The following is a 26,596-nucleotide window of genomic DNA, read 5'->3' on the forward strand; positions in this document are numbered from 1 at the left end:
ACAACCCGTTCACGTAATTCTATCGGATATGGCTTGCCCATGTGCCCTCCAAAAACAAGGATGGCAACATTGAATCACAAAAAGTTAAAATGAGAAACCTGAATCAGATCTGGCGCAGCACGCTCTAAAGGTAGGAAACCAGAATATCTGAAAGCACAGAGCCCTTCGGATAGGCGTAGACGCTACCCTGCTCATAAACGTAAGGCGCAACTTCAAGACCCGCCTCAGCGCAAATGAGTTGGCCGCCCAGCACATCCCAGCTGTTCACGCAGCCATTGTAGGCGCCATCCACCTGTCCCGTCGCCGCCTGACACAACGCCCACGCCGCAGACCCGCAAATACGGATTTGATGCTGCTCTGACACCAGCCGATTGACCTTGTTGAGGAAATCGAGGTTATTCTCCTGCTTGTAGTTAAAGCACAGGTTCACCACCAGCTCATGGTCGCAGGCCTGTCTGGGTCGCAATCTCTTGCCATCCTCAAACGCCCCTATCCCCCGCGCCGCATAAATCGTACGGCGGTGAAAAGGCGCATGGACAACAGCAACTGCGGGTCCCTGCCCATCAACAAAAGCCATGGAAATACAAAAGTCTGGCCGCCCGTAAAGGTAGTTAGTCGTCCCATCAATCGGGTCAATAACCCAGCACGGAGGTTCCAGCTCACCACCCGTTTCTTCCCCCTTGAAACCATGTTCCGGGAAGGCATCACTCAACGCCTGCTTGATGCGCCGCTCAACTTCACAGTCCGCTTCACTCACGTAATCCAACAAGCCTTTGCTGCCAATCTGCAGCTTGTCGCGGTCATGAAAGACCTCAAGAGCATAAGCACCAGCCTCCTCTGCAATCATTCGGGCTGTGGTGAGTATCTCTTGCTGCATGGCGGGCACCTTCGCTGGTTATGCCCTTAAGGTATTGAGCAGTTCATTCAAAAGAGCAACTTCGTATCAGGACTACCTTCAGCCTTAGCCGCTAGCCTTTATCAGGAGTAGAAATGAGCTGGACTGAAACCTGATGAACCGAGAACTGCCCTTGCTCTACGCGTGCCTTGCTCTGGCCGGAACCATTCCGTTTATCGCCGGAGCCATAGGTTTATCAGTGGGTTACTCATTTCTGCCACTGGTGGGCGCAACTGTCATAGCAGTCAGTTTATATGCCCTTGTCATCCTCTCCTTCATGGCGGGAAGCCAATGGGGCATGTTCTTCATCGCTCCTCACCCAAGGCGTGCTTGGCTGCTGTTATGGAGCAACTTTGTCGCACTGTCCGGCTGGTGCCTGTTCCTGTTTACCGCTCCGATCATCTTCATTCTCGGACTTATCATCCTCTTCTCGGGCATGCTGTTTGTTGATTTCTATTTGCAAAATCTGGAAATCACATCGCGAAACTACCTTGGCGTGCGCATCACAGCCACCATCATCACGCTCATCGCACTGGGCGTCATCGCCCTCAACGTCTGAGGTTTATCCCCTCTCGACAACCTAAATCCCACCCACAAACGAAAAATGCCAGCAAGGTCTCCCTCACTGGCATCATAAAATCTAACTGTTTGGCAACGCTTACATATTGATAGAGCGCCACAGCATGGTAGACCGGTTCCCACTCCGGCAATACGCCAAAACAGGCCTAGGCGCTTCCGCAAGAAAATCAATCAATTCCTGACCAGCCTCAGCGAAATCTGTCCCCGGTCCAATCGGAATGTAAATGTGCTCCAGACCCTGCTCTTCAGCTGCTCCAGAAACCTCCAGATAAGTCGGCTGGTTCGGTGCTTCATCATCCGGTCGGTTACAGACGATAGACCGGAAACCCTGCTCCCGTGCCTTCTCCATGTCCTCAGGATAGAGCTGCCCGGCAACCCAGTAATCCTCGGCAAGTTGACGCGCACGCAGCTGGCCACCACCGCCACCTGAAATTTTCTGAAGTAGATTAGAGAACATTGACTGGCACTTTCAAATAGGTTTGACCGGTTTCGTTTTCTGCCTCAGGCAAACGACCGGCTCTCATATTCACCTGAATGCTCGGCACAATCAGGTTAGGCACATCAAGCGTCGCATCCCGAGCTTCGCGCATTTCGACGAACTTTTCACGACTAGTACTATTACCTACGTGAATGTTCTCCGCTTTCTCAGCTGCAACAGTTGTTTCAAACAAAATCTCACGCCCATTCGCACCATAGTCATGGCACATGAACAAACGCATTTCGTCAGGCAAACTCAACACCTTATGGATAGACGCATACAGCACGGACGCGTCCCCGCCCGGGAAGTCAGCACGGGCCGTACCACTGTCTGGCATAAACAGGGTGTCCCCCGCAAACGCCGCATCACCAATCACATGCACCATGCACCATGCACGCTGGTGTATGCCCCGGCGTATGCATCGCAAAGCACTTCAGATTCCCGATCTGATAGGTATCCCCGTCCTGAAACAGCTTGTCGAACTGGCTGCCATCGCGTGCAAACTCAGTGCCTGCATTAAACACTTTACCAAACACGCCCTGAACAACTGTCACCTGCTCACCAATGCCAATCTTGCCACCCAGTTTCTGCTGAATATACGGCGCAGCAGACAGGTGGTCCGCATGCACATGGGTTTCGAGCAGCCATTCCAGCTTCAGATCATTCTCGCGGATGTACGCAATGATTTCATCGGCATGCTCAAAGCTGATGCGCCCTGCCGGATAGTCGATATCCATCACACTATCGATGACCGCACATGCCTTTGTTTCCGGGTCTGTCACCACATAAGTGATGGTGTTCGACACCGGATCAAAGAAATCCTTGATCTCCACTTTCTGATCCATCTGCACAGGATAGCTGCTCATAACCTTCTCCCACCTAAATCCATGATTTATCAATGAAACACATGACAGATCAGGCCTCTTTCAACGCTCTTCGCATTGAGAGGCTGGCAACCAGTCTCGCGACCAGCATCCCCGCCGTCATGCACAAAACAAACACAATCGCCTGAGGCGACAGCAATGAAACTGAAACCAGTGCAGGACCCGGACACAAACCGATTAATCCCCATCCCGCACCAAATGTAGCTGACCCAAAAATCAACCATTTATCGATCTGCTGAAACATCGGAATCCGAAAGTCATCCGCCACAAACGGACGCGGTAGAAAGCGCGCCAGACGGAAAAACGGAAAAGCCACCAGAATGGCGCCACCCATCACAAAGGCGAGACTTGGATCCCAATTTCCAAACACATCAAGGAAGTTTTGCACCTTCAAAGGATTGCTCATTCCCGCAACAACCAGCCCCGCCCCAAAGGTCAGGCCAGCCAAAAAACCAGCGATGATCCGTTGCATGTTATCCCCCCACCACGTGGCGAAGGACGAACACAACGGCAATGCCGACCGACATAAAGGTGATTGTCGCGGCCAGTGACCGAACAGACAGGCGCGACAAACCACAAACACCATGCCCACTCGTGCATCCGCTTCCAAACACCGAGCCAAAGCCAACAAGAGCCCCTGCAATCGCAATCAGCGTCAGGTCTCCTGTAAACACTTGCTCAATCTCAAATCCCCCTGCCATCAGCAGCAGAGGCGCAAGAACAATCCCAACAACAAACGACAGTTGCCAGCCCTTCTCACCATGCACCCAGGCCGACTTGCCATTGGCAAGCGTACCTGTTTCAAACAAACGGCTATAAATGCCGCTAATCCCCGCAATCCGCCCATTGGCGAGCAACAGGATGACAGTAGACAAGCCGATTAAAACGCCTCCGGCTAACGAGGCATATGGGGTAAACTCAGTCATATTTTATACTCGTTCTTTCCCCTGCAGAAGAAAGTTCGGTTGATGGAGAAACTAACCAGGGCATGCGCGATACCATGATCAAAATGTATGTTTTCTAATTTAGTTTTCTCTAATATATAAGTCGATTTTGGAGAGTCAAGTCACAACCGGCAGCAATTATGCCAATCGCCTAATACTCATCGCCAGTTGCGCAGATTGATCACCTCCCTTAGGCTTGCCGTATACGTAAAGAAACGACCCTAAATCGCTGTTGGGAGATGAATTTGGGAAAGCGTCGTTTCTGCTTGAAATACAAAGGGATGGATATGATTGACGAAGACCTGAAAGGTGAACTTGAGCTTTTTCGCAATAATGTAAAGCGGTTCATCGAAGCAGAGATTCTCCCGCACTACGACGAATGGGAGAAGGCAGATATCTTCCCGCGTGACATCTGGAACAAGATGGGCGAGCAAGGCCTGCTCTCTGTAGACACCCCGGAAGCATATGGCGGGTTCGGCACCAACTTCCTGTTCTCCATGGTCATCATTGAAGAGTTCACCCGCGCCAACTGTTCTGGTCTGGGCGTTTCTCTCAGCGTGCATTCCGACATTGTTGCCCCTTATATCCTCAATCACGGCAGTGAAGAGCAGAAGCAAAAGTACCTGCCAAAAATGGTAACAGGCGAGTGCGTCGGCGCCATCGCGATGACTGAACCTGCAGCAGGTTCTGACCTTCAGGGCATCCGCACAATCGCACGCAAAGACGGCGATGATTACATCATCAACGGCAGCAAAATCTTCATTACCAACGGCCAGCATGCAGATGTTGTGATCGTTGTGGCTCGCACAAATCTGGACGTCTCCGGCTCCAAGGGAACCAGCCTTTTCCTCGTTGAGGCAGACAACCCGGGCTTCAAACGCGGTCAGAACCTCGACAAGATCGGCCTGCATTCCTCAGACACATCTGAGCTCTTCTTTGAGGACCTTCGCGTCCCGGCCAGCGCTTGCCTCGGCAGAATGGATGCTGGCTTCCACATCATGATGAACGAGCTCCCACGCGAACGACTTACCCTCGCTGTTGGCGCTGTTGCAGGTGCGGAAGGCGTACTGGCAATGACGGCTGACTACGTCAAAGAACGTCAGGCCTTCGGTCGCCCGGTTGCTACCCTTCAGAACACCCGCTTCAAAATGGCAGAAATGGCAACCGACGTCCGCACCCACCGCGCGTTCGTTGACGAATGCTGCCGCATGTTCCTGGAAGGCAAGCTCGACAACACAACCGTCAGTATGGCTAAACTCGGCACAACAGAAATGCAGGGCCGTGTTGTAGACGGCTGCCTCCAGCTCCACGGCGGCTACGGTTACATGAGAGAATACGGCGTTTCCCGCGCCTTCGTAGACGCCCGCGTTCAACGCATCTACGGCGGTACTTCAGAGATTATGAAGGAACTGATCAGCCGCGAAGTGCTGGCTTAAACGTCTTCAGAGGGGAGGCTTTGGTCTCCCCTTTTGCTTATTGCACCAGCTTGTTGCGCACAACGCGCAGCTCATCAAACTGCATCACATCGTTTTCGGATGTCCAAAGATGCTTGCCTTCCCCTCTAAGGATGGTTCCAAGCTCAGGGCTGTAGGCATATTTGGTAACAATATCCTCACCCTCTGCGCTGACGGTTTCAAGCGTCACATCAAGCACATCATAGGCGCAACTGCCAACCTGCAAGCGGTCAGGCTCACCGACGGAAAACTTGTAGGGCACGTCCCTGCGTACAAGGTCTTCGTTCTCAAACACATCAATGGATGCCGTCCAGACCTTACCAACTTCAAGCGGAAAGAACTCAGCAAACGGAATATCTGGCACGTAAGTCCGATTGATGTGAGCCCCTCGTTCATAGGAAAGGAACAAGCCCTTCTCATGAACATGTATCTGGTCACGCACCACCACATATCGCTCATTCAAATGCAGCTCTGTAATCTGCCCGTCCTCTTCAAGTCGAACAAAAAAACGTACGGGAATACTGCTGTTTATGAGGACCATTCCGGTTTTCATCGTGTCTGCGGTTGGGCACACTTGTGCAACAGCCGCGCCACCAAAGAGTACGCTTCCCAGAAGTCCTAAAATTGTTTTGCTTATAACGCCGGAGCTTTGCATCGATCTATCATGTAGATTTATTCTTCTATTTATGGACGCTTATCTAGCAGCATTCTGAAAAAAGAGGATTGATATATACGTTATGCCCATTAGTCACTTTGAACTACGTATATCAACATAACACTTTGGTTAGTGCACTGATCTTGCTGCTTAATTACAAACCAAGACGTTCAGTAATCCTCAATGCGTCGGTGTTGCGCTTTGACGCATGCAGCTTCAGGTAGGCTAAAATAGCGCTGATCCGGATACCGCGGTTCGCAATCCAGCGGTTTCGGTTGGATGGATGAGAAATACTGCGGTGATGCAAAGCCACTGGCAACCATTGGTCATTCAGCACCGGCGCACCAGAAGAGCCCGGCAACGTATCACTTGAGTAAGTTATGAAGTGATCATGGACGCTCAGGATTTGACTGTTGCGAAGCGAAAGGCTCTTCAGCCCGCCATTGGGGTGATGAATGATTGAAACAGCCTCACCTTTCACCGCCTTGCCAGATTGGGGCAGCAGCTTCAAAGAACCGAAGTCAGAGAGAGATCTGGCCTCTTTATTCCCCTCTTCAACAGAGACAAAACTAAAATCCAGATTGTCACTCGCACTGGTGAAGAAGATCTCATCCGTAATCGAGAACTCGGCAGACCGCCCAAGCGAAAAATCCTCATCCATCTCATATTGAAAGATAGCCGAGGCCTTCGCTGCGGACTTGCGCGACCGGATCACATGGTTATTGGTCAGGAGCAGGTTCGGCCCAACCAAAAAGCCAGACCCTGCCCCCGCCGGAATACGTCCACCCCGATACAGCTGAACCTTGCAGATAGACCGTGCAGCCGCGACCCCACGGCTGAGGTAGTTGATGGGGAAGATGTCAGAAACACCCATGATCCGCTCAAAGGCAGTGTTATCCCCCTCTGGGATCAAACTCTTGCGCACATGCAGGCGCTCCGGCTCATCCCAAACAGCATCACCAAACTCGCCAGCCCCACGTTCACCTGCCGCCCCGCAATCACACCTATCCTCACGCGAGTTCGCCATTTTGAAATCACACCTTATTCAACATCATCCTTCCTGAAGAAGACCAATCCAGACAGCTGCTGTGAGATCTCAGAGTTCATTCATCAAAAAACCAACTAAGCACTCGCATTTTAGTCAATGTCATTTTCTGCAAATCAAAAAACTTTAGCTTACCCTCTTGAACAATCAGAAATTGTAATTACATTAGAACTACATTTGTAATGCAAAGGTGCTACATGCCATCAAGATCCATTTCGTTAAGCGTACGATTAACGCAAGAGGAATCGGAGCGCTTGGCCCGGTTGAACTTTCCGGAGGCCAAAACGCCAAGTGATAAAATCCGGGCACTCATTGCCGCACCGGAAAACAGCTTCGCATCATTGGGCGATGGCACGCACACATTTGCAGCGCGGAAACTGGTAAAGCCAGCAAGCGACATGCTCGACCAAAGCGATCGCCAGTCTGACGTGCTACGTTTGTTGACTGATCGTCTTCCGCTCCTTCTCGGGGAATTGGCTGGCAAAGCTGGCGAAACAGACCTGAAGGACGCAGAAGCCGCAGTTACAGAAGATTTTTTTGAGCTCATTGAGTTGGTGCTTCAGGCCGGATTGAGACGTAATCCACGCCTGCAAAACCCGGAACTCTTCAAAGAGCTTGTCGATGATATGCGCAGCTCCACTGAACTTTTGCGCAACCGTTTAAACTCGAAGTAATACTGGAGGACTCAATGTCTGAATCTCTTTTATCTCGCGTAGGTCGTCTGGTTTCCGGAACTGCCAACTCCATTGTTGATGCCGTCGAAAGCACTGCACCTGACATAGTGATGAAACAGGCTATTCGTGAACTCGACGGCGCTGTTGAAGACGTCCGCGACGCTCTTGGCAAAGCAGCCGTCAAAAAGCACGTAGCAAGCCAGCGACTCGCAGAGACCAACAAGTCTCACGAAGAACTCTCCGAGAAAACCGCTATTGCCCTGCGTGCTGGCGAGAAGGATCTGGCCCGCGCGGCTGTTGCCCGCCAGATGGACCTGGAAGCACAAATCCCGGTCCTGGAAAAGACAATTGCCGACGCTGGTGATGAAGAACAGGAGCTCAACAACTCCATCCTCGCCCTTCAGGGCCGCAAGCGCGAAATGTCAGACCAACTGGACGCTTACATAACGCAGAAAAATGCGGCAACATCACAAAGCGCAACCGCAGATGGAAGCAGCGATCACAAGCTCAATACAGCCGTTGACAATGCCAACTCTGCATTTGATCGCGCAATGAAAGCGGCTACAGGAGTACCGGGTGTCGCAAACTCAGGAAGTATGGCCGACGATGCAAAGCTCGCAAAGCTGGATCAGATGACCCGCGACCACCGCGTAGAAGAGCGCCTTGCTGCGCTGGAAGCTGAGCTAGAATAACAGCAACCAGCAATCATAGTGTTCATTGGGGGATGAATTGGCACAACTACTTTTTTCAAGCGAGACCTATCTCTTCACGCTCGCCATTTTCGTCATGCTCGCTCTGGCGCTGCTCGAAGTTGTCGGCATGGTATTCGGGCTATCTCTTTCCGGTCTGGTCGATGATGTATTGCCGGATCTGGATATCGATGCTGATGTCGATATGGATGCAGACGTCTCGGTAGACGCGGTTGGCCTTGGCCCCGTCGACGGGTTCCTGGCATGGCTGGCCGTGGGCAAGGTCCCGTTCATCGTCTTGCTGATCATCCTGCTTACCAGCTTCGGCATCATAGGTGTGCTGATACAGTACACCGCTGCATCTGTCATAGGCTCATCAATCCCCTTCTGGATGGCGCTCATCCCGACAGTGATTGTCAGCTTCTGGTTCACCGCCACAACTGGCCATGCCATTGGCCGCATCATGCCCAAGGAAGAGACAGACGCACGCTCACGAAACAATTTGGTGGGCGAAGTTGCAGTCCTGACACTTGGCAATGCGACCATGGCTTTGCAGGCAGAAGCCCGCGTTACGGATAATTTTGGCACACGACATTACGTGCAGGTCATTCCAGACCAGCCAGACATCACTTTAAAACAGGGAGACGAAGTCTTGCTTGTCGGCTTAAAAGGCTCCCTTTTCACAGCAATTGCAAACCCACACAAAAATTTATCACCTCGCCCAGACACGCTTGCAAATTAATCTCTCAATTTGAGGCCCAATATGTTTACAGAAAATCAAAACTCCGCCTTGGAGTCAGCCACTGGACTGACTGAGATGCTCGTCCTGGCAGCCGTTGTCCTTATTGCCCTTCTCGCAATCGGCATTGTCTTTTCACGCCTCTACACCCGCTCTTCAAAAGAGGTTGCGTTTGTACGGACTGGTTTTGGCGGTCAGAAAGTCATCATGAACGGCGGCGCCATTGTCTTGCCAGTGCTGCACGACATCATTCAGGTGAATATGAACACCTTGCGCCTTGAAGTGCGCAGAGCCGATGAAGCAGCACTGATCACCCGCGATAGAATGCGTGTTGATGTGGTTGCTGAGTTTTACCTACGCGCTCAGCCAACCATTGAATCCATTGCTAATGCCGCACAAACCCTCGGTATTCGCACCATGCACCCGGAAGATCTGAAGCACCTCATTGAAGGTAAGTTCGTTGATGCTCTGCGCGCCGTAGCTGCTGAAATGGCAATGGAAGAACTACACGAGCAACGCGTTTCCTTCGTGCAAAAGGTACAGGCAGCCGTCTCGGAAGATCTGCTGAAAAACGGCCTTGAGCTGGAATCAGTCTCCCTGACCGGTCTTGACCAGACCCGCATGGAATACTTCAATCCAAACAACGCATTTGATGCAGAAGGTCTGACCAAGCTCACGCAGGAAATTGAAGAACGTCGCAGAAAACGCAACGACATTGAGCAGGATACAGAAGTCCTGATCCGCCGCAAAAACCTCGAAGCCGAGCAACAAAAGCTCGAAATCGCTCGTGAGGAAGAATACGCTTCACTGGAACAGCAGCGCGATCTGGAAATTCGCAAAGCCAAGCAGCAAGCATTGATTGCCACGGAACAGGCAGAGCGTCGCCGTGATGCAGAGCAGGCAGATATCACCTCAAAGCTGGAAATCCGCCAGTCAGCAATCGCGTCCGAACGTCAGGTCAAAGAGCAGGAAATTCTCAAGGACCGCGCCCTGGAAGAAACGCGCATTGAGAAAGAGAAGGTTCTTGAGCTGACCCAACAGGACCGCTCAATTGCAGTCTCCGAGAAGTCCAAAGCACTTTCAACTGCCGACGCTGCAGCAAACGAAGCCCGCGCTATTGCGATCAAGGCAGAAGAGCAGGTTGTCACCGCCCGAGAAATCGAAGTGGCCGAACGTCAGAAGCAAGTCGATCTGGTTCAGGCAGCTCAGGATGCTGAACGCTCCGCAATATCCGTTACAGTTGGCGCAGAAGCAGAAAAACAGGCTGCGGAAGACCATGCAGAAGCTGTTCGTCTGAAAGCGGGCGGTGATGCGGATCAGATCCGTATTGCAGCAAATGCGGAAGCAGACGCCGTCACGACCCGTGCAGAAGCTGACAAACTCCGCCTTGCGGTAGAAGCGGAAGGTCAGCGTATCCTAAACGAGGCATCCAACCTCCTATCACCTGAGCAGATCAATATGCAGGTCAAACTGGCTCTGATCGAAGCTCTGCCACAGGTCATCAGCGCCAGCGTGAAGCCAATGGAGAACATCGACGAGATCAAAATCCTTCAGGTCGATGGTCTGGGTGGTGCAGCACCAGCAGCAAACGGAACACCAGCAGAAGGGTCTGCCGGTCTTTCCGATCAGTTGGTCAACTCAGCCCTGAGATACCGCTCTCAGGCCCCACTGGTCGACAGTCTCCTCGGAGAACTGGGCATCTCCGGCGTAACGCCAAATGAGATGGCACAGTCAGTCTCCAAAGAGACCGTATAAAACACAAAAGCCCCGCTCAAAAGCGGGGCTTTTTCATTCAAAACAAAACACTTAGATACCCATTTGCCGACTGGCCAGGTCCTTCATGATCTCTGAAGAACCGCCACCAATCGTCATCACCTTGGTCTCACGGTAAATGCGCTCAACCTTGGTTCCGCGCATGTAACCTGCACCGCCAAGGATTTGAAGGCACTCATTGGCCACATATTCCAGCGTACTCGTAGCAAGGTTCTTCGCCATACAGATCTCGGTGATCGGGCTTTCGCCCAACTGCAACCGCTGCGCCAGCTCTTCCAGCACCGCCCGAACGGCCTGCATCTTCATCGCCATATCAACAAACTTGTGCCGGATGACCTGACGATAAATGAGCGGCTTGCCAAACGTCTCGCGTTGCTTCGCCCAATCAAGCGCCTCTTCAAACACACCAAGCATATGCCCGTAGCACGCAGAGGCCAGGAACAGACGCTCATTGTTGAAGTTCATCATGATGCCCATGAAGCCGGCATTCTCTCCGCCAATCAGGTTTTCGACAGGCACCTTCACATTGTCAAAATGCAGCGTAGCGGTGTCAGAGGCCCACCATCCCATCTTGTGCAACGGCGTCTGAGTAAAACCCTCCATACCCTTTTCAACCAGCATCAGCGAAATACCGCCCATGCCCGTATCACCCGTCCGCACAGCAACCGTATAGTAGTCCGCACGCATACCGGAGGTGATGAAGGTCTTCTCACCATTCAGGACGTAATGACCATTCTCACGGCGAGCAACCGTCTTCAGGTTCTGCACATCTGATCCACCACCCGGCTCAGTAATCGCAAGCGCCGAAATCTTCTCGCCTGCCAAAACTGACGGGATCACCCGCGCCTTCAACTCATCAGACCCAAGGTGCGCAATTGGCGGCGTGCCAATGGTGTGGCTCATCAAGCCCGCATTGATGCCTCCGCTCCCCGCACGTCCAAGCTCAACAGCAGAGAGATAAGACAACGGATAATCGATACCCGTCCCGCCATACTCCTCAGGAAACATGATGCCGAGCAGCCCAACATCCGCCGCCTTTTTGTAAAGCTCACGAGGAAACTCGTTGGCTTCATCCCATTGGGCGACGTAAGGAGTGATCTCCTTGGCAATGAAACGGGAAAGCACATCACGAAAAGCCTCATGCTCTTCGTTGAACATGGTGGACTTGCGCTTCAATCCGAAGTCAGGAAGACTCAAACTCATCATATTCTCCTCCGCAAAGCCTGCGGGTCATTCACAAAATCATTGGCACAAAATCACTGGCAGAAAAACTCAGGCGGTCTCTTCTTCCAGACGAACCAGCACGTCACGGCTATTCACCTGCGCGCCTTCCTGCGTCCCAAGTTCAGCAACAACACCATCACGCGGTGCCGTCAGCTCGTGCTGCATCTTCATCGCTTCCAGAACCAGCAGCACATCTCCTTTGGAGACTTGCGCACCTTGCTCTGTCTTCAAAGCAACAACAGCACCCGGCATCGGGGCAATAATCGAGCTGGAAGCAGCCGAATTATCTTCTTTCTTGGAGCTGAAACTCTGCTCTTGGAAGAACTGCGTCTGCCCTTCCAGCGAGATCCAAAGCCCACCTTCAGGCGCTTCACTCACAAAGGCAGAGCGACGAACGCCGTCCGCTTCAAAAACAATGCTGCCGCGATCTTCACCTGTAAGAACCCGCAGGTCCTCCCGCGCAGAGACTTCCTCACCATCCAGTTTGATCCTCACGGGCAGAGGTGTCGCGGTCGTCCAGCGGCTTTGGCCTTTGCTGCGAGCAAACAAACACACGGCAAGATCCCGCATAAGCTCTCGCGTTGCATCTGCAGCAACAGAGCCAAGTTCACGATCATTAAGGAACGCCGTCGTTGCTTTGCCAGCTGCAAACACATCATCCTGCAACACACTCTTCAGGAAGGAGCCATTGTGAACCAGACCTTGCAGAACCAACTCATCCAGCCCGCGCAACAGCTTACGCCGTGCTTCATCCCGATCACTGCCATGCGCAATCAACTTGGCAATCATTGGATCGTAGTAGGATGAGATCTCGCTCCCCTGCTCAATGGCACTATCTACGCGCACGGAAAGATCATTGCCATTCCAGGCCAGCACAGTACCCGTCTGCGGCAGAAAACCAGCATCCGCATCCTCTGCATATAGCCGCAGCTCCATGGCATGACCACTGAAGGAAATATCCTCCTGGCTCAACGGCAGAGGCTTACCAGCAGCAACATCCAGCTGCCACGCAACCAGATCCTGACCGGTGATCTCTTCAGTGACCGGATGCTCCACCTGCAAGCGGGTGTTCATCTCCATGAAATAGAAGCTGCCATCTTCGGCCAGCAAGAACTCAACTGTACCTGCACCGCGATAACCAATCGCCCGCGCCGCATCAACAGCAGCCTGCCCCATCGCCGCGCGGATTTCCGGCGTCACAGATGGTCCCGGCGCTTCCTCAATCACCTTCTGGTGGCGACGCTGCACAGAGCAATCCCGCTCCCCCAGATGCACCACACTGCCATGATTATCAGCAAACACCTGAATCTCGACATGACGTGGATTGATCACCGCCTTTTCAAGAATGAGCTCGCCATTACCAAAAGCGTTCTCAGCTTCAGAAGCTGCAGCCGCCAGCTTGTCTTCAAGCCCACTCAAGTCTTCAACCAGACGCAAACCACGCCCACCACCGCCAGCAGATGCCTTGATCATCAGCGGCACACCAATACGCGCCGCCTCCGCAGCCAATGTCTCCGTTGACTGATCCGCACCGGAATATCCCGGCACACACGGCACGCCCGCCTCAATCATCCGCAGTTTGGAAAGCCGCTTGGAGCCCATCAGCTCAATCGCTTCCGCAGGCGGGCCAATGAACACCAGTCCCGCATCTGCACACGCCTGCGCAAACTCCGCATTTTCTGCCAAAAACCCGTAACCTGGATGCACGGCCTGTGCCCCGGTTTTGCGGGCCGCAATCAAAATAGCTTCAATATTCAGGTAGGAGTCTGCTGGTGTCGCCCCTCCAATACACGCTGCAATATCAGCATCTTCAACATGAGGAGCCGTTGCATCAGCCTCGGAATAAACAGCAATACTCCGATAGCCCTTTTGCCGCGCAGTGCGGAACACTCGGCGAGCAATCTCCCCCCGATTGGCGACCAGGACACTATCAAACATCGAAAATTCCCTTCACAGTGCCAAAACTTCTCGCTTCAGAAAGCAGCTTATTCAGCCGCTTCCTTCTGCATTGCACGGTTTTTCTTTGGGTTTGGCAACGTATTGTCCAGCTTACAAATGATGGAGAGCATCACTTCATCAGCACCGCCGCCAATGGAGGTCAAACGGCTATCCCGCAGGAACTGGCTCACAGGGCTGTCCCACATGTAACCCATGCCACCCCAGAACTGCAGACAGGAGTCCGCAAGCTCACGAGACAGACGACCAGCCTTCAGCTTCGCCATGGAAGCAAGACGTGTCACATTCTCACCGCGCACCATGGCTTCAACACACTTTTCAGAAAGCGCGCGCAGCAGCTCTACTTCAGTGCGCAGCTCTGACAAGCGGAAGTGAACCACCTGGAAGTCCAGAACACTCTGATTGAACGCAGCACGCTCACGGCAGTAATCTTCGGTCAGCTGAATGATGCGGTCCATGCCATCAATAAGCGATAAGGCACACCACAGGCGCTCCTCCTGGAACTGCAGCATCTGGTACATAAAGCCAGCGCCCTCGGTCCCAATCAGATTGCGCTGAGGAACACGCACGTCATCAAAAAAGATCTGCGCCGTATCAGAAGAGCGCTGACCAAGCTTGTTCAGACGATCCGACTTGGTGATACCAGCACTGTCCATCGGCACGACGATCAGTGATTTGTTCTGGTGCTTATGTCCCTCACTGGTGTTAACCAGCATGCACATGTAATCCGCTTGAGTAGAGTTGGTGATCCACATCTTGGAGCCGTTGATGATGTAGTCATCACCATCCTTCACCGCATTACTCTTGATGTTCGCCACATCAGACCCGGCATGAGCTTCAGAAACGCCAACGCAAGCCACCATGTCACCGGCAATCGCAGGAGCGAGATAATCCCGGCGCAGCTCATCAGATCCAAAACGCGAAAGCGCCGGGGTCGCCATGTCGGTTTGCACGCCAATTGCCATGGGCACACCACCACAGGCACATGCGCCCAGCGCTTCAATGGTCATGGCCTGATAGGAGTAATCAAGGCCCATCCCGCCATACTCTTCTGGCTTGTTGACACCAAGAAAACCGAGATCACCCATTTTCTTGAAAAGTTCATGAGCCGGGAAGATACCTGCCTCTTCCCATTCCTGCACATGCGGGTTGATTTCGGCCTCGACGAACTTGACCACCGCACTTTTCATTTTCCGATGTTCTTCAGTATATTCCATCGTGAAACCCTCATGTTGAACTGTACTCAAAGAGCCGAATGGCGCTGCTCTGCCTAGCCGCGCGCGACCCCGAATGCTGTTGGATTAAGCTGACGTTTCCTGGCATCTGCACAAACAGATAGGGCCAATGAGACAACGCGGCGCGTGTCTCTTGGATCAATGATCCCATCATCCCAAATCCGCGCCGTCGCAAACAGCGCTGTGGTCTCTGGCGACATCTGGTCAACGATCTTCTGTGCCATCTGGTCTGTCATGCCATCGGGGATCTGTTGTCCCATCTTCGCAAACTTCTCTTCAGTGATGATCTTCATCACCGTCGCTGCCTGCTCCGGCCCCATCACGCCAACTTTGGCGGACGGCCATGAGAAGATGAAATCAGGATCAAACCCACGGCCACACATGCCGTAGTTGCCAGCACCCCAGGCACCACCAACCACAATGGTCACCTTCGGAACCGTGGCATTGGCAACCGCCTGGATCATCTTGGACCCATGCTTGACGATCCCGCCTGTCTCCGCATCCCGGCCCACCAGATAGCCAGTGGTGTTCATCAGGAAGAGCAGCGGCGTATTGCTCTGGCAACACAGCTGAATAAATTGCGCAGCCTTCACCGCACCTTGCGGATCAATCGGGCCGTTATTGCCCAAAATGCCAACAGCCTGCCCATCAATGCGGGCATGACCACAAACCGTGGCTCCGCCAAATTCCTTCTTGAAATCAAGGAAGTCAGAGCCGTCCGTGATGCGAGCAATAATCTCGCGCACATCATACGGTTTCTTGGCATCCTCAGGCACGATGCCCAGCAGATCCGTAGCATCATAAAACGGCTGTTTGCCGCCTTCCGCCTCGACCGGCGCATCCCAAGGCAGGTGGTCAACAATCTCACGCGCGGTCTCGACGCCGTGCGCATCATCCTCTGCCATGTATTCCGCTGTGCCAGCTGTGTTGAAATGCAGCTCCGCACCACCCAGCTCTTCATCTGTCGCAATCTCACCAGTTGCCGCTTTCAGCAGCGGAGGACCGGCCAGAAAGATCTTCGACTTGCCGCGCACCACAACAGTGTAGTCCGACAGCCCCGGCATATACGCACCGCCAGCCGTCGAGGACCCATGCACCACCGTCACCTGCGGAATGCCTGCCGCAGACATACGCGCCTGATTGGCAAACGCCCGACCGCCCTCAACAAACAGCTCGGACTGATACATGAGGTTTGCACCAGCACTTTCCGTCAGCGCAACAATCGGCAGTTTCTGTTTCTTGGCGATCTCCTGCAGGCGAAGCGTCTTCTTCAGGCCCATCGGAGAGATAGAGCCACCTTTGATCGCAGAGTCCGTCGCCATCACAAGACAGCGCTTTCCAGCAACATAACCGATACCGGCAATCGAGCCGCCACCAGCAACATTCTTCTTGCCGTCATCATCATGCATCTTCAGGCCAGCCAGCGTGGAGATTTCCATAAACGGAGATCCACGATCCAGCAGCAGGCTCACACGATCCCGCGGCAACAACTGACCACGCTTTTCAAACTTCCCGCGCTTGCTCTCGGAGTTCTCCCGAACCTTTGCCTCATACCCACGGAACTCCTCAATGAGAGCTTCCATGAAGGCCTTGTTCTGAGCAAACGCAGCGCTGCTGCTATCGACTGAGGAGGTTAACTTGGGCATTTGTCTTTCTCCCAAGCTTTAAGGGCCCTAGGCTTCTCATAGCGATGAAACCCTTGGTATTCCTTCATATTGGCATTATCGCCAACCGGCATCAGGTTGGTCCAGAGCGGCGCTCCACCATCCACGCCAATACACTGTCCAGTCATGAACGCAGCTCCCGGAGAAAGCAGGAAGTTCACCAGAGAGGCAACCTCAGCTTCCGTGCCCAGACGACGAGCGAGGTTGTTGTCCGCCATCCGCGCAAACATGGTTTTGATGAAGTTTTCGTCGTAAGTGTCAAAGCCGGAAGACGCGATCCAGCCCGGGGCAACCGCATTCACCCGCACACCTGCCTCGGCCCATTCAACAGCCAGCGTCATGGTCAGGTTCTGCATACCGGCCCGTGCCACACCAGAGTGCGCCATACCCGGCATACCGCGCCACATATCCGCAACGATATTGACAATGGATCCGCCTTTGCTCTTACGCATTCCCTGATTGTAAACCTCACGCGCCATCAAAAAGCCGCCTGTGACGTTGGTCTCAACAACCGCGTCAAAGCCCTTCTTCTTGATAGAGGCCGCAGGGCTTGGATACTGCCCACCCGCATTGTTCACGAGGCCATGGATCACACCACGCTCCGCGACAATCTTGGCAACAGTTTCGCCAACAGCCTCTTCATTACGAATGTCCAGCGAGTGAGTTGAAACCTCGCCGCCATCCTCACAAATTTCATCAGCCACCGCATCAAGCTTTGCCTGCTTGCGGCCAAGGAGAACGGTATGGGCGCCCAACGCTGCAAGTTCGTGGGCGATACAGCGACCAATGCCACTGCCTCCCCCAGTCACAATCATTGTTTGTCCATCAAACAACCCATCTCGCAGGACTGATGCGTAACGGGACGGTTCATTGCTCATTCCAAATTCTCCCTGCCACTCACGCGGCTTATTCAAACAGAGGCCCTCGCCTCAAAATTCCCGGTTTGGGGTGACCACGTCACCCCAAACCATTGTCAGTCTTTCAGGCCGGCGCACCAGCCGCAGCACCGCATTCATCTTCCCAAACCACCGGACGATCAGGCATACCCTGCACCACCTCTTGATAGCGATCTTCAAGGCGTGTTCTTTTGATCTTCATGGTCGGGGTGAGATAACCATTCTCAATGGTCCACATGTCGTTTGCGACAATGATCGAACTCAGTTTCAAATGGCTTTCAACGGCACTGTTAATGCTGTGATAGGTCTCTTCAAGGCTGGTACGCACCTCTTCGCGCGACAGACCATGGGTCATCTCGCTGGAGAGGAACACCACCGCCGCAGGCTGCGCCAAATCAGACCCCATCACACAGGCTTGCTCAACATATGTATTGTCAAACAGCATGGCCTCAATCGGCACAGGCGCAATGTACTTGCCCTTAGAGGATTTGAAGATTTCCTTCACACGGCCCGTAATACGCAAGAACCCATCTGCATCCTGCTCAACTTTGTCACCAGTATGGAACCAGCCATCTTCAATGGTTTCAGCAGTCAGCTCAGGATCCTTGTAGTATCCCTTGGTCACAGCGTCCCCGCGAATGAGAAGCTCACCTTCATCGGTGATCTTGATCTCAAGCCCTGCAAGCGGCGTACCGATTGTGCCAACCTTATCCGCACGGAAGGGGAAGTGAGAGGACGCAAGACCTGCAGTCTCGGTCATGCCCCATCCCTCAGTAATGTTGATGCCCAGCTTCTGGTACCATTCCAGAACAGCCTTGGAGATTGGTGCTGAACCACTCCCGATGAGCTTTGCGTTGGTCAGGCCAAGCTGTCCGCGGATTTTCCGCTTCACATACCAGCTCAGGATCGGAATGCTCAAAAGCCTGTCCAGCTTCTTCTGCGGAACCTTGGCAAGGATACTGGACTGAAATTTCATCCAGAGACGCGGCACAGAAATGAACATGGTCACTTCAGCTGCTCGTAAATCCTCCGCAAAAGTGTCCAAAGACTCCACAAAACTCACAACCACACCAGCATAAAGGCTCACATGCTCAATAAGAGCACGCTCGGTGATATGCGCCAGCGGAAGATAGGAGATCAGGCGTTCTTCACGGCCCAGTTCCAAAGACTGGGTTGGAGACCATGCGCCATAGGCAATATTGCGCCAGGTGACTTCCACCCCCTTCGGGTTCCCGGTGGAGCCAGAGGTGTAAACAATGGAAAACAGCTCATCCAGCTCTGGCTTGGCCAGCTTATCTTCTGGCAACGGATCATTCGTTTTGACCAGCTCCGTCCAGCTGTGCTCACAATCTATCGTGTTATAGGGAAGCGCAATCTTGACCACGCCCTCAGGAATACCCTGCTGGCTCGGCGCAAAATCATCCAGCTTGCCCATAAACAGCGCTTTGATATCTGCATGATTAATGATGTAGCTGATCGTATCCGCTGAGGCTGTGTAATAAATTGGTGTTGAGATATAACCAGCAGCCTGAATTGCAAAGTCAGCCAGAAACCATTCTGCGCAGTTTTTGGAGAGAATTCCAATCCGGTCTCCCGGTTGGAAACCCATTGACTGGAGCGCAGCAGCCACACGCCGGACGGTGTCGTAACATTCCTTCCAGGTGAATTCTATGAACTGCCGGTTCACGGGTTGTCGCAGATAAACCGAGTTTGGTTTATCTGTGGCCCATTTTTGCAGCATTTCAATTGGCAGTGCGTACTGTGTACCCATGTTCCCTCCTCTGATGTGTTGGTTCAGCCTCCCCGCTGGTTCCAACACTATCGTTATTGCGCGATAGACTTCGGCATTATAGTCAGCTCATACGAATATGAGCATACCCTGCATTTCTTCTTCCTTCACCGCATTCGAACATCTGTTATCGGGTAAACGCATACCCCAGAATTTAAGGGGTCATCTAAGGAGCCCAGGAAGGTTTGCGTTTTTGTAAAAACGACTTCACGCCTTCCTGTCCCTCTTCCCCAACGATAGCTCTTGCAAAATGAGCAGCCGCGCTCTGGCGCAACTCTTCCTGTTCAAGGAAAAGCGTCTCCTCAACCACTCGCTTGGTGGCTGCAACAGCGTCTGGAGCACAAGCCAGAACTTGCTTTTTTAAATCCGCTTCTGCTGTCTCAAGCGCTGCCTGATCTGCAACAGCTTCATCGACCAGACCGATGTCAAAGGCCTCGACACCGGTCAGTTTGCTCCCCAACACGAGCATTTTCTTGGCTTTCTGGTAGCCCAGACGTTTGGTCACGTACTGAGCAATCTGAGCAGGCGGCAAGCCAATCCGCGTCTCAGTAAATGCAAATTTGGCGTCTTGCGTTGCGACCACAAAGTCACAGGCACTGGCCATACCAAGACCACCTGCCATGGCGGCCCCCTCCACCAAAGCAATGGTCACTTGCGGCTGATTGGCGATCATTCCAAAAAACGCTGCAGCTTCCAGACTGATCTTTTGCGCAATCGCCTCGGCTTCATCACCACCAGCCATGATCTGCTGGAAGGACTTCAGATCGCCCCCAGCACAGAACACACCACCAGCCCCAGTGAACGTGATCCCACGGACACTCCGATCATCCTGCACATCACGCAGCACCTTGGAGATTTCAGCAATCACCTCGCCTGTCAGCGGGTTGCGCTTCTCAGGTTGGTTCAAAGTGATGGCCATCCAACCATCTTTTTGAGCCACAAGAACGGGGGAAGTTGTTGAAGCATCACTCATCACATCACCTCCTGCGCAATGGACTGCGGAACCGGAACACTCTGCTTCAGCAAGATCTGGCTGTACGCCTTTGCTTGCGGGTCCAGCCTCAGGCTGGCAATACCGCCGCCGCCAAGCACATCATCAATCAGGAAATTCAGCGCATGACAGCCCGGCAGGTAGAAACGAGCCACCTTGCCCGGATTGAAATGCGCAAAGGTCTGCGCAACTGCCTCTTCACTCAGCGCCGCCGCAATCCACGGCACCCACTCCGCCTTCCGCGCAATCACGCCGATGTTCGCTTTATCGCCTTTATCACCACTACGCGCATAAGCCAGCTTGATCAGCGGAACATCAATCAGCGCATCATCAGACGCAGCTACTTGCGGAACCTCGGCACTCTCAGCTGCCGCTGCCACACCTGTCGCAATCACAGGCTCAAACGGAACAGGCGCTCCTTCCAGAGAAACCTGAGGCGATACCGCCGACTGCTCAACAAGGAATGAGAACAACCGCACAACAGGCGACGGCTTAGGCCGACCACCGTTAAACGTTGTCATCCCCGGAGCAACCGAAAGGCCCAATCCAGTCAGCTCACGCAAAAGCAAACCGGCAGCACGCTGGTCCACGTGCCGCGCTGCAATCTTCAGGACAACTTCTTCATAGGTGCCCCGGCTCACAGAAGCCGCGCCAACCTGAGATCCTGCCCCCACGATCTCAACAGACACCTCTTGATAGCCGGGCGCACCAAGCTTTTTCATCACCGTCTCGGCGCGGCCAAGAGCAAGGTCAGCAAACATCTGCGCCTTCTCACCAGCATCAAAGCCCACATACGGGATCATCAATCCAATACGGAACCCATCCGCCCAGGTTGCTGAAACCTTCAGGCTTTCAGGCGCTGAGCGCCCTTTCGCACCAGAAACATGCACACAATCAGCTGCTTTCGCCTCAACCGTCACCTGCGAAAAATCACAGGTCACATCAGGCAGCAAATAAGCTTGCGGATCACCAATCTCATAGACCAGCTGCTCGGCAACCGTACCAACACTCACAAGCCCGCCACTGCCTTCCGGCTTGATCAAATCACAGCTGCCATCTTCATAAACTGTCGCAATTGGATAGCCGATCTTCTTCACATCCGGCACATCCCGCCAGTCCGTAAAGTTGCCGCCAGTAACCTGCGTCCCGCACTCCAGCAGATGCCCGACGAGGCTCCCTGCGGAAAGGCGGTCATAATCCGCCCAGTCCCAACCAAAAGCATGCGCGCATGCAGCAAGGGTCAACGCACTGTCCGCACACCGCCCTGTAATTACAATGTCAGCACCAGCGCCCAGAGCAGCAACAACAGGCTGCGCACCAAGGTAAGCATTGATGGAGGCAACTTTCTCAGACTTCGGGAAGGCCTCATGAGAGAACATCTCTGTCACACCGGCAGCCTGATACGTTCCAGCCTCCGCCAGCAGATCATCACCGGTAACAACGGCAACCTTCAGATCCAGCTTCTGCGCAGCAATCAACTCGCGGATCTTGGCAGCGCAACTCATCGGATTAACACCACCAGCATTGCTAAGAATTTTCGTCTTGGATTCGGCAATAGCCTTCAGATTCAAGCCAAGCACCTGCTCAACAAAATCCGTCGCATATCCGAGATCAGGAGACTTCTGACGCGCCCTTGCCATGATGGAAAGAGTGATCTCTGCCAGATAGTCGTAAACAATGTAATCGAGCCCTCCAGCGCGCAACAACTGCCCGGTTGACGCGTTAGAGTCACCCCAAAAGCCGCAAGCTCCCCCAATGCAAATTGGCTGCTTACGTTTACTAGAGCTTTGATTTTCCGTGGTTTTCATGGTCATTTTAACGGAAACCTCTTTTACATACCAAACGTACGGTATATACTAGTTCCCAATACGTCAAGTGTTTCAGAGAAAACCCCTTCCTAAGGCTAAGGTTGATCATGGTAAGCAAGTTAGACAAGAAGAAGCAGCGCGGTGAAAACACACGCAAAGCCCTCATTAAGTCGACCATCGATTGCCTCGACCGGCTCGGCTATGCAGAAACCTCAATCAACCGCGTGCTCGAAGGGGTTGATGTCAGTCGCGGGGCCTTGATGCACCACTTCCCCTCCAAGGAAGATCTGGTGATTGGAACGGTCGACTTCCTGCTCTCAAGAATTTTGCGCCACTACCAACAGGAAAGCCCAAACTCTTTCCCCTTCGCTCAGGTAACCCATTCTGGTAACGGGACACTCGCCGACGCACTCGTAACCTATTGGAAAAACATCATCGACACGCCGGAAGGGCGCGCCTTCTCTGAAATCATCATGGCAACCCGCACAGACAAGGCATTGTCTCTGCGCATCTCTCCCAAACTGGAAGATTGGAATGAGCAGCTCAACCAGTTTTTCCTGCCACCGGGTCTGGATGAAGAGGCCGTTGAAGACGTAACCCTGACCCTCCTCATCTGGCGCTCATTCATCCGCGGTATGATTTTCCAGCAGGAGTTCCACAGCGACCCGGATTACATCGAAAAGATCATCCGCAAGTTCGCCATGATCATGGAGCCGCATCTGAAGCTGGCTCAAACGCAGAGCGACACATAACAAATGGAAGCCAAGTCGCTCTCCATGGCCACCAGACAAACGCTCATGGCAACTTGACCCAAATGCTCTCATTTCCATTAAGCTCAGCCTAGTGATACTGCCAAGTCCCACGAAGCTTTAATCCTTTAAGGCACTGCAAAGGCATATGATCTGCGCTGGTAGAACGCGAGCGCGCTGGATCAGGGAGCCTTTTGACTGATGGACGAGGCATCAAACACACCACAACCCAATGCCACCTCCCCCACGGAGCAGGATCCGGTCTGCGGCATGTCTGTAACAGTCACAGACGACACCCTCTCAGCTGATTTTGCCGGAAAGACCTACCATTTCTGCTCTCCCAAGTGCTTCAATAAATTCGACAGCGATCCCTATTACTACGCCTCTGGCAACAGCAAAAAGCAGCAGGAAACTCAGACGCAGGATGTCGATTACACCTGCCCCATGCATCCGGAGATCATCAAGAAAGGCCCCGGCGAATGCCCTATCTGCGGCATGGCACTGGAGCCCATGACAGTCACCAGCGATGACGAACCCAGCCACGAACTGGTTGATTTCACCAGACGCTTCTGGCTCAGCGCAATTCTCTCAATTCCCCTGCTCGCCATCACCATGGGCCCCTTCATCGGCCTCCCGTTCCGCGAATGGCTCGGCGAACCCACAGCCATCTACGTAGAGTTTGTCCTCGCAACACCCGTTGTCCTGTGGGCAGGCATCCCGCTCTTCAAACGAGGCCTCAAGTCTATCACCACATGGAACCTCAACATGTGGACACTCATCACCCTGGGCGTCGGCGCCGCCTACCTTTATTCTCTGGTGGCAACCTTCCTGCCCGGCCTGTTCCCCCCAAGCATCCGTGCTGCCACAGGCCATCCGCCGGTCTATTACGAAGCCTCGGCTGTCATCCTTGCTCTGATCTTCATGGGACAAGTGCTGGAAATGCGAGCCCGTGAGCGCACGGGTGACGCCATCCGCGCCTTGCTTGACCTTGCTCCCAAAACCGCACGCCGCGTGCTGGATGACAGCACAGAATATGACGCCCCCCTCGAGAACATAATGACAGGCGACAAGCTCCGTGTCCGCCCTGGAGAGGCTGTCCCTGTCGACTCTCGCGTCGTCGATGGTCAATCCTATCTGGATGAAAGCATGCTCACAGGCGAGCCCGTCGCCCTTGAGAAAAACGTCGGAGACACGGTCACAGGCGGAACGCTCAACAAAAACGGAACGTTGATCATAGAGGCAACAAACGTCGGCGCGGATACCATGCTCTCCAAGATCGTCACCATGGTCTCCTCTGCTCAACGCTCACGCGCGCCCATTCAGGGCCTAGCAGATAAAGTCTCGGCATACTTCGTCCCCACCGTGGTCGGCATCTCCATTCTCTCCTTCTTCATCTGGTTGCTTATCGGCCCGGCACCATCCCTGTCTTACGCCGTCATCGTCGCCGTATCAGTGCTCATCATCGCCTGCCCCTGTGCCCTTGGGCTTGCCACGCCCATGTCCATCATGACCGCCAGTGGCCGGGGTGCGCAGGCCGGCGTGCTCATTAAAGATGCCACCGCGCTGGAGCTCATGTCCAAGGTCGATACGCTCATTGTCGACAAGACAGGAACCATCACAGAAGGCAAACCGACCGTCACCTCAATCCAGTCTTTCTCTGAGGACTACACTGAGGACCAACTCCTACACATCGCTGCCTCCATCGAAAAAGGCTCCGAGCACCCACTGGCAGAAGCAATTGTCCATGCCGCCTCAGCCAGAAAAATGTCGCTGTCCAACTCCGATGATTTTGAGGCCCACACCGGAAAGGGCGTCAGCGCAAAGGTCGAAGGAAAGCCCTACGCCATCGGCAACCCGGTCATCTTCAACCTCACTGACAAGATCTCTGAGGCCATGAAGCAAAAGCACCAAGCTTTGAGCGCTGTGGGCAACACCAGCATCTATATGTCAAATGAGCAAGACATCATCGGCTTGATCGCCATCTCCGACCCGATCAAAGAAAACGCAACCGAGGCCATCAGGCAACTGCATGAGGCCGGTATCAAAGTCGTCATGGCAACCGGAGACAATGCCCTGACAGCCAAAGCCGTCGCCAACTCCGTTGGTATTGACGAGTTCAAGGCAGAAGCTCTGCCAGAAGACAAGAAGACATTGGTCGATCAACTCCATGCATCCGGAGCAATGGTTGCCATGGCAGGCGACGGCGTCAACGACGCACCCGCTCTTGCTTCTGCCGATGTCGGGCTGGCAATGGGAACGGGCGCAGACGTCGCCGTCGAAAGCGCGGGCATCACGTTGCTCAATGGCGATCTCACTGGCATTGTGCGTGCCCGCAAGCTCGCCATCGGGTCTTTGCGCAACATCCGCCAGAACCTATTTCTGGCGTTTGTCTACAACACCGCAGGCATCCCCATCGCAGCAGGCATTCTCTACCCATTCACCGGAGCGCTGCTCTCACCCATGATTGCGGCACTGGCCATGAGCCTGTCATCCTTCTGCGTGGTAATGAACTCCTTACGGCTTAAGCACTTAAAGCTCTAATCCGCCACTGTCAAGATTTCAGACAAAGGCTTCTTCAGCTTTGCCACCGCAGGCACTTTGGCATCTTCAGCCGGGTGACCAACTGCAATGATCATGATTGGCTTTTCAGAGTCAGGGCGATCTAGCATACCATTCAAAAACTTCATCGGGTTCGGCGTATGGGTCAGCGAGACCAGTCCTGCATGGTGTAGCGCCGTCAGCAGAAAACCACAAGCAATGCCAGTACTTTCAGGCACGTAGTAGTTTTTGTAGCGCGTCCCGTCTTCAAACTGCCCCCAACGCTGTGCAAACACAACAATCAGCCATGGCGCATCTTCCAGGTGAGGCTTGTCATCGTTGGTGCCAATCGGCTCAAGCGCTTTGATCCACTCATCACCTGCACCGCCGTCATAAAACCGGCGCTCTTCTTCTTCCGCACCATCCCGAATACGTTTCTTAAACTCAGGTTGAGAGATCGCCACAAAATGCCAGGGTTGATGGTTCGCACCAGAAGGTGCCGTACCAGCCGTGCGAATGCACTCTTCAATAACCTCTCGGGCAACAGGACGATTTGAAAAATCCCGAACCGTATGGCGACGCTTCATCTTGTCATAAAAGCCTTTCACAGCTTCAAGCATCTGCTCATCGCTCAGGTCCAGACGATCCGGCAAATCCACTGGCTCATAGGTAATGTGTTCTTTGGCAAACATCCTGTTCCCCCGCTTTTAAGGTATTCTTTTACTTTCCCTCACAAGCCAAACCGACGACAGCCTCCCAGCGTCCTACAGCCCATGTGAGGTCTCAGCGAAAACTAACGGAAGAATACAGCTAGAGCGTGCTGCGCCAGATCTGATTCAGGTTTCTCATTTTAACTTTTTGTGATTCAATGTTGCCATCCTTGTTTTTGGAGGGCACATGGGCAAGCCATATCCGATAGAATTACGTGAACGGGTTG

23 protein-coding genes and 1 pseudogene are annotated in these 26,596 nt (G+C 53.4%); 8 read left to right on the forward strand and 16 right to left on the reverse strand.

Annotation, left to right across the window (positions count from 1 at the left end; genetic code table 11):
• Positions 1-124: 124 nt before the first annotated feature.
• Positions 125-877, reverse strand: a complete 753-nt coding sequence (locus PsAD37_RS25045; RefSeq protein WP_063298410.1) for an inositol monophosphatase — start codon at positions 875-877, stop codon at positions 125-127.
• 133 nt (positions 878-1,010) lie between these two features.
• Between PsAD37_RS25045 and PsAD37_RS25050 the strand changes: the two genes are divergently transcribed.
• On the forward strand, positions 1,011-1,454 hold the full coding sequence (locus tag PsAD37_RS25050) for a DUF3429 domain-containing protein (RefSeq protein ID WP_082826966.1): 444 nt from the start codon (positions 1,011-1,013) through the stop codon (positions 1,452-1,454).
• Positions 1,455-1,553: 99 nt separating this feature from the next.
• Here the strand turns inward: PsAD37_RS25050 and PsAD37_RS25055 are convergent, their stop codons facing one another.
• The 4 genes and pseudogenes from PsAD37_RS25055 to PsAD37_RS25070 all read right to left on the reverse strand — a co-directional run bounded on the left by PsAD37_RS25055 (position 1,554) and on the right by PsAD37_RS25070 (position 3,762).
• Positions 1,554-1,931 carry a TIGR01244 family sulfur transferase gene (locus PsAD37_RS25055; RefSeq protein WP_057461236.1) on the reverse strand — a complete coding sequence of 126 codons (378 nt, stop codon included), beginning with the start codon at positions 1,929-1,931 and terminating at the stop codon, positions 1,554-1,556.
• A pseudogene (locus PsAD37_RS25060) lies at positions 1,921-2,818 on the reverse strand (MBL fold metallo-hydrolase). The gene PsAD37_RS25055 and the pseudogene PsAD37_RS25060 overlap by 11 nt, the downstream one beginning before the upstream one ends.
• A gap of 49 nt (positions 2,819-2,867) precedes the next feature.
• A complete protein-coding gene (locus PsAD37_RS25065; RefSeq protein WP_063298411.1) occupies positions 2,868-3,308 on the reverse strand; it encodes a DUF6691 family protein in 441 nt (146 codons plus the stop codon).
• 1 nt (position 3,309) lies between these two features.
• Positions 3,310-3,762, reverse strand: a complete 453-nt coding sequence (locus PsAD37_RS25070) for a YeeE/YedE family protein (RefSeq protein WP_057461234.1) — start codon at positions 3,760-3,762, stop codon at positions 3,310-3,312.
• A gap of 299 nt (positions 3,763-4,061) precedes the next feature.
• On the opposite strand from PsAD37_RS25070, the gene PsAD37_RS25075 reads away from it, so the two are divergent.
• Positions 4,062-5,216 carry an acyl-CoA dehydrogenase family protein gene (locus tag PsAD37_RS25075; RefSeq protein ID WP_208992083.1) on the forward strand — a complete coding sequence of 385 codons (1,155 nt, stop codon included), beginning with the start codon at positions 4,062-4,064 and terminating at the stop codon, positions 5,214-5,216.
• Positions 5,217-5,253: 37 nt separating this feature from the next.
• Here the strand turns inward: PsAD37_RS25075 and PsAD37_RS25080 are convergent, their stop codons facing one another.
• Both PsAD37_RS25080 and PsAD37_RS25085 read right to left on the reverse strand, forming a co-directional pair.
• Entirely contained in the window at positions 5,254-5,889 is a 636-nt protein-coding gene (locus tag PsAD37_RS25080) for a hypothetical protein (RefSeq protein ID WP_063298412.1), read from the reverse strand.
• Between the two features lie 154 nt (positions 5,890-6,043).
• A complete protein-coding gene (locus PsAD37_RS25085) occupies positions 6,044-6,916 on the reverse strand; it encodes a serine protease (protein ID WP_063298413.1) in 873 nt (290 codons plus the stop codon).
• 272 nt (positions 6,917-7,188) lie between these two features.
• On the opposite strand from PsAD37_RS25085, the gene PsAD37_RS25090 reads away from it, so the two are divergent.
• From PsAD37_RS25090 to PsAD37_RS25105, 4 genes are read left to right on the forward strand one after another with little or no spacing between them, the layout of a single operon-like run.
• Positions 7,189-7,608, forward strand: coding sequence for a hypothetical protein (locus PsAD37_RS25090; RefSeq protein ID WP_208860197.1), 420 nt, complete (start codon positions 7,189-7,191; stop codon positions 7,606-7,608).
• Positions 7,609-7,622: 14 nt separating this feature from the next.
• Positions 7,623-8,300: a PspA/IM30 family protein gene (locus PsAD37_RS25095; RefSeq protein WP_063298414.1), complete on the forward strand. Its 678-nt coding sequence runs from the start codon at positions 7,623-7,625 to the stop codon at positions 8,298-8,300.
• A 37-nt stretch (positions 8,301-8,337) separates the two neighbouring features.
• Positions 8,338-9,039 (forward strand): OB-fold-containig protein, encoded by a 702-nt coding sequence (locus PsAD37_RS25100; RefSeq protein WP_063298415.1) that lies wholly within the window; start codon positions 8,338-8,340, stop codon positions 9,037-9,039.
• A gap of 21 nt (positions 9,040-9,060) precedes the next feature.
• Positions 9,061-10,791, forward strand: coding sequence for a flotillin family protein (locus PsAD37_RS25105; RefSeq protein ID WP_084408117.1), 1,731 nt, complete (start codon positions 9,061-9,063; stop codon positions 10,789-10,791).
• Positions 10,792-10,842: 51 nt separating this feature from the next.
• Here the strand turns inward: PsAD37_RS25105 and PsAD37_RS25110 are convergent, their stop codons facing one another.
• The 8 genes from PsAD37_RS25110 to PsAD37_RS25145 all read right to left on the reverse strand — a co-directional run bounded on the left by PsAD37_RS25110 (position 10,843) and on the right by PsAD37_RS25145 (position 22,378).
• A complete protein-coding gene (locus PsAD37_RS25110; protein WP_082826963.1) occupies positions 10,843-12,015 on the reverse strand; it encodes an acyl-CoA dehydrogenase family protein in 1,173 nt (390 codons plus the stop codon).
• Between the two features lie 66 nt (positions 12,016-12,081).
• Complete coding sequence (locus tag PsAD37_RS25115; protein ID WP_063298416.1) at positions 12,082-13,971, reverse strand: biotin carboxylase N-terminal domain-containing protein; 1,890 nt, start codon at positions 13,969-13,971, stop codon at positions 12,082-12,084.
• Between the two features lie 47 nt (positions 13,972-14,018).
• On the reverse strand, positions 14,019-15,206 hold the full coding sequence (locus tag PsAD37_RS25120) for an acyl-CoA dehydrogenase family protein (RefSeq protein ID WP_063298417.1): 1,188 nt from the start codon (positions 15,204-15,206) through the stop codon (positions 14,019-14,021).
• A gap of 53 nt (positions 15,207-15,259) precedes the next feature.
• Entirely contained in the window at positions 15,260-16,870 is a 1,611-nt protein-coding gene (locus PsAD37_RS25125; protein WP_063298418.1) for an acyl-CoA carboxylase subunit beta, read from the reverse strand.
• On the reverse strand, positions 16,858-17,766 hold the full coding sequence (locus PsAD37_RS25130; RefSeq protein ID WP_063298419.1) for an SDR family oxidoreductase: 909 nt from the start codon (positions 17,764-17,766) through the stop codon (positions 16,858-16,860). The genes PsAD37_RS25125 and PsAD37_RS25130 overlap by 13 nt, the downstream gene beginning before the upstream one ends.
• A 103-nt stretch (positions 17,767-17,869) precedes the next feature.
• Positions 17,870-19,555, reverse strand: coding sequence for an AMP-binding protein (locus tag PsAD37_RS25135; RefSeq protein ID WP_063290133.1), 1,686 nt, complete (start codon positions 19,553-19,555; stop codon positions 17,870-17,872).
• Positions 19,556-19,739: 184 nt separating this feature from the next.
• Entirely contained in the window at positions 19,740-20,546 is an 807-nt protein-coding gene (locus tag PsAD37_RS25140) for an enoyl-CoA hydratase/isomerase family protein (protein ID WP_063298420.1), read from the reverse strand.
• A complete protein-coding gene (locus tag PsAD37_RS25145; protein ID WP_063298421.1) occupies positions 20,546-22,378 on the reverse strand; it encodes an acyclic terpene utilization AtuA family protein in 1,833 nt (610 codons plus the stop codon). The genes PsAD37_RS25140 and PsAD37_RS25145 overlap by 1 nt, the downstream gene beginning before the upstream one ends.
• A 101-nt stretch (positions 22,379-22,479) precedes the next feature.
• Here PsAD37_RS25145 and PsAD37_RS25150 point away from each other — a divergent pair, with 101 nt between their 5' ends.
• Together PsAD37_RS25150 and PsAD37_RS25155 are read left to right on the forward strand one after the other, a co-directional pair.
• Positions 22,480-23,124: a TetR/AcrR family transcriptional regulator gene (locus PsAD37_RS25150; RefSeq protein ID WP_063298422.1), complete on the forward strand. Its 645-nt coding sequence runs from the start codon at positions 22,480-22,482 to the stop codon at positions 23,122-23,124.
• A gap of 198 nt (positions 23,125-23,322) precedes the next feature.
• Positions 23,323-25,662: a heavy metal translocating P-type ATPase gene (locus PsAD37_RS25155; RefSeq protein ID WP_063298423.1), complete on the forward strand. Its 2,340-nt coding sequence runs from the start codon at positions 23,323-23,325 to the stop codon at positions 25,660-25,662.
• Here PsAD37_RS25155 and PsAD37_RS25160 read toward each other — a convergent pair.
• Positions 25,659-26,351 carry a nitroreductase family protein gene (locus PsAD37_RS25160; RefSeq protein WP_057461220.1) on the reverse strand — a complete coding sequence of 231 codons (693 nt, stop codon included), beginning with the start codon at positions 26,349-26,351 and terminating at the stop codon, positions 25,659-25,661. The two genes, PsAD37_RS25155 and PsAD37_RS25160, sit on opposite strands and share 4 nt — an antisense overlap.
• Between the last annotated feature and the right edge of the window lie 245 nt (positions 26,352-26,596).

Source organism: Pseudovibrio sp. Ad37 (assembly GCF_001623075.1).
In the GTDB taxonomy this organism is placed as follows: domain Bacteria; phylum Pseudomonadota; class Alphaproteobacteria; order Rhizobiales; family Stappiaceae; genus Pseudovibrio.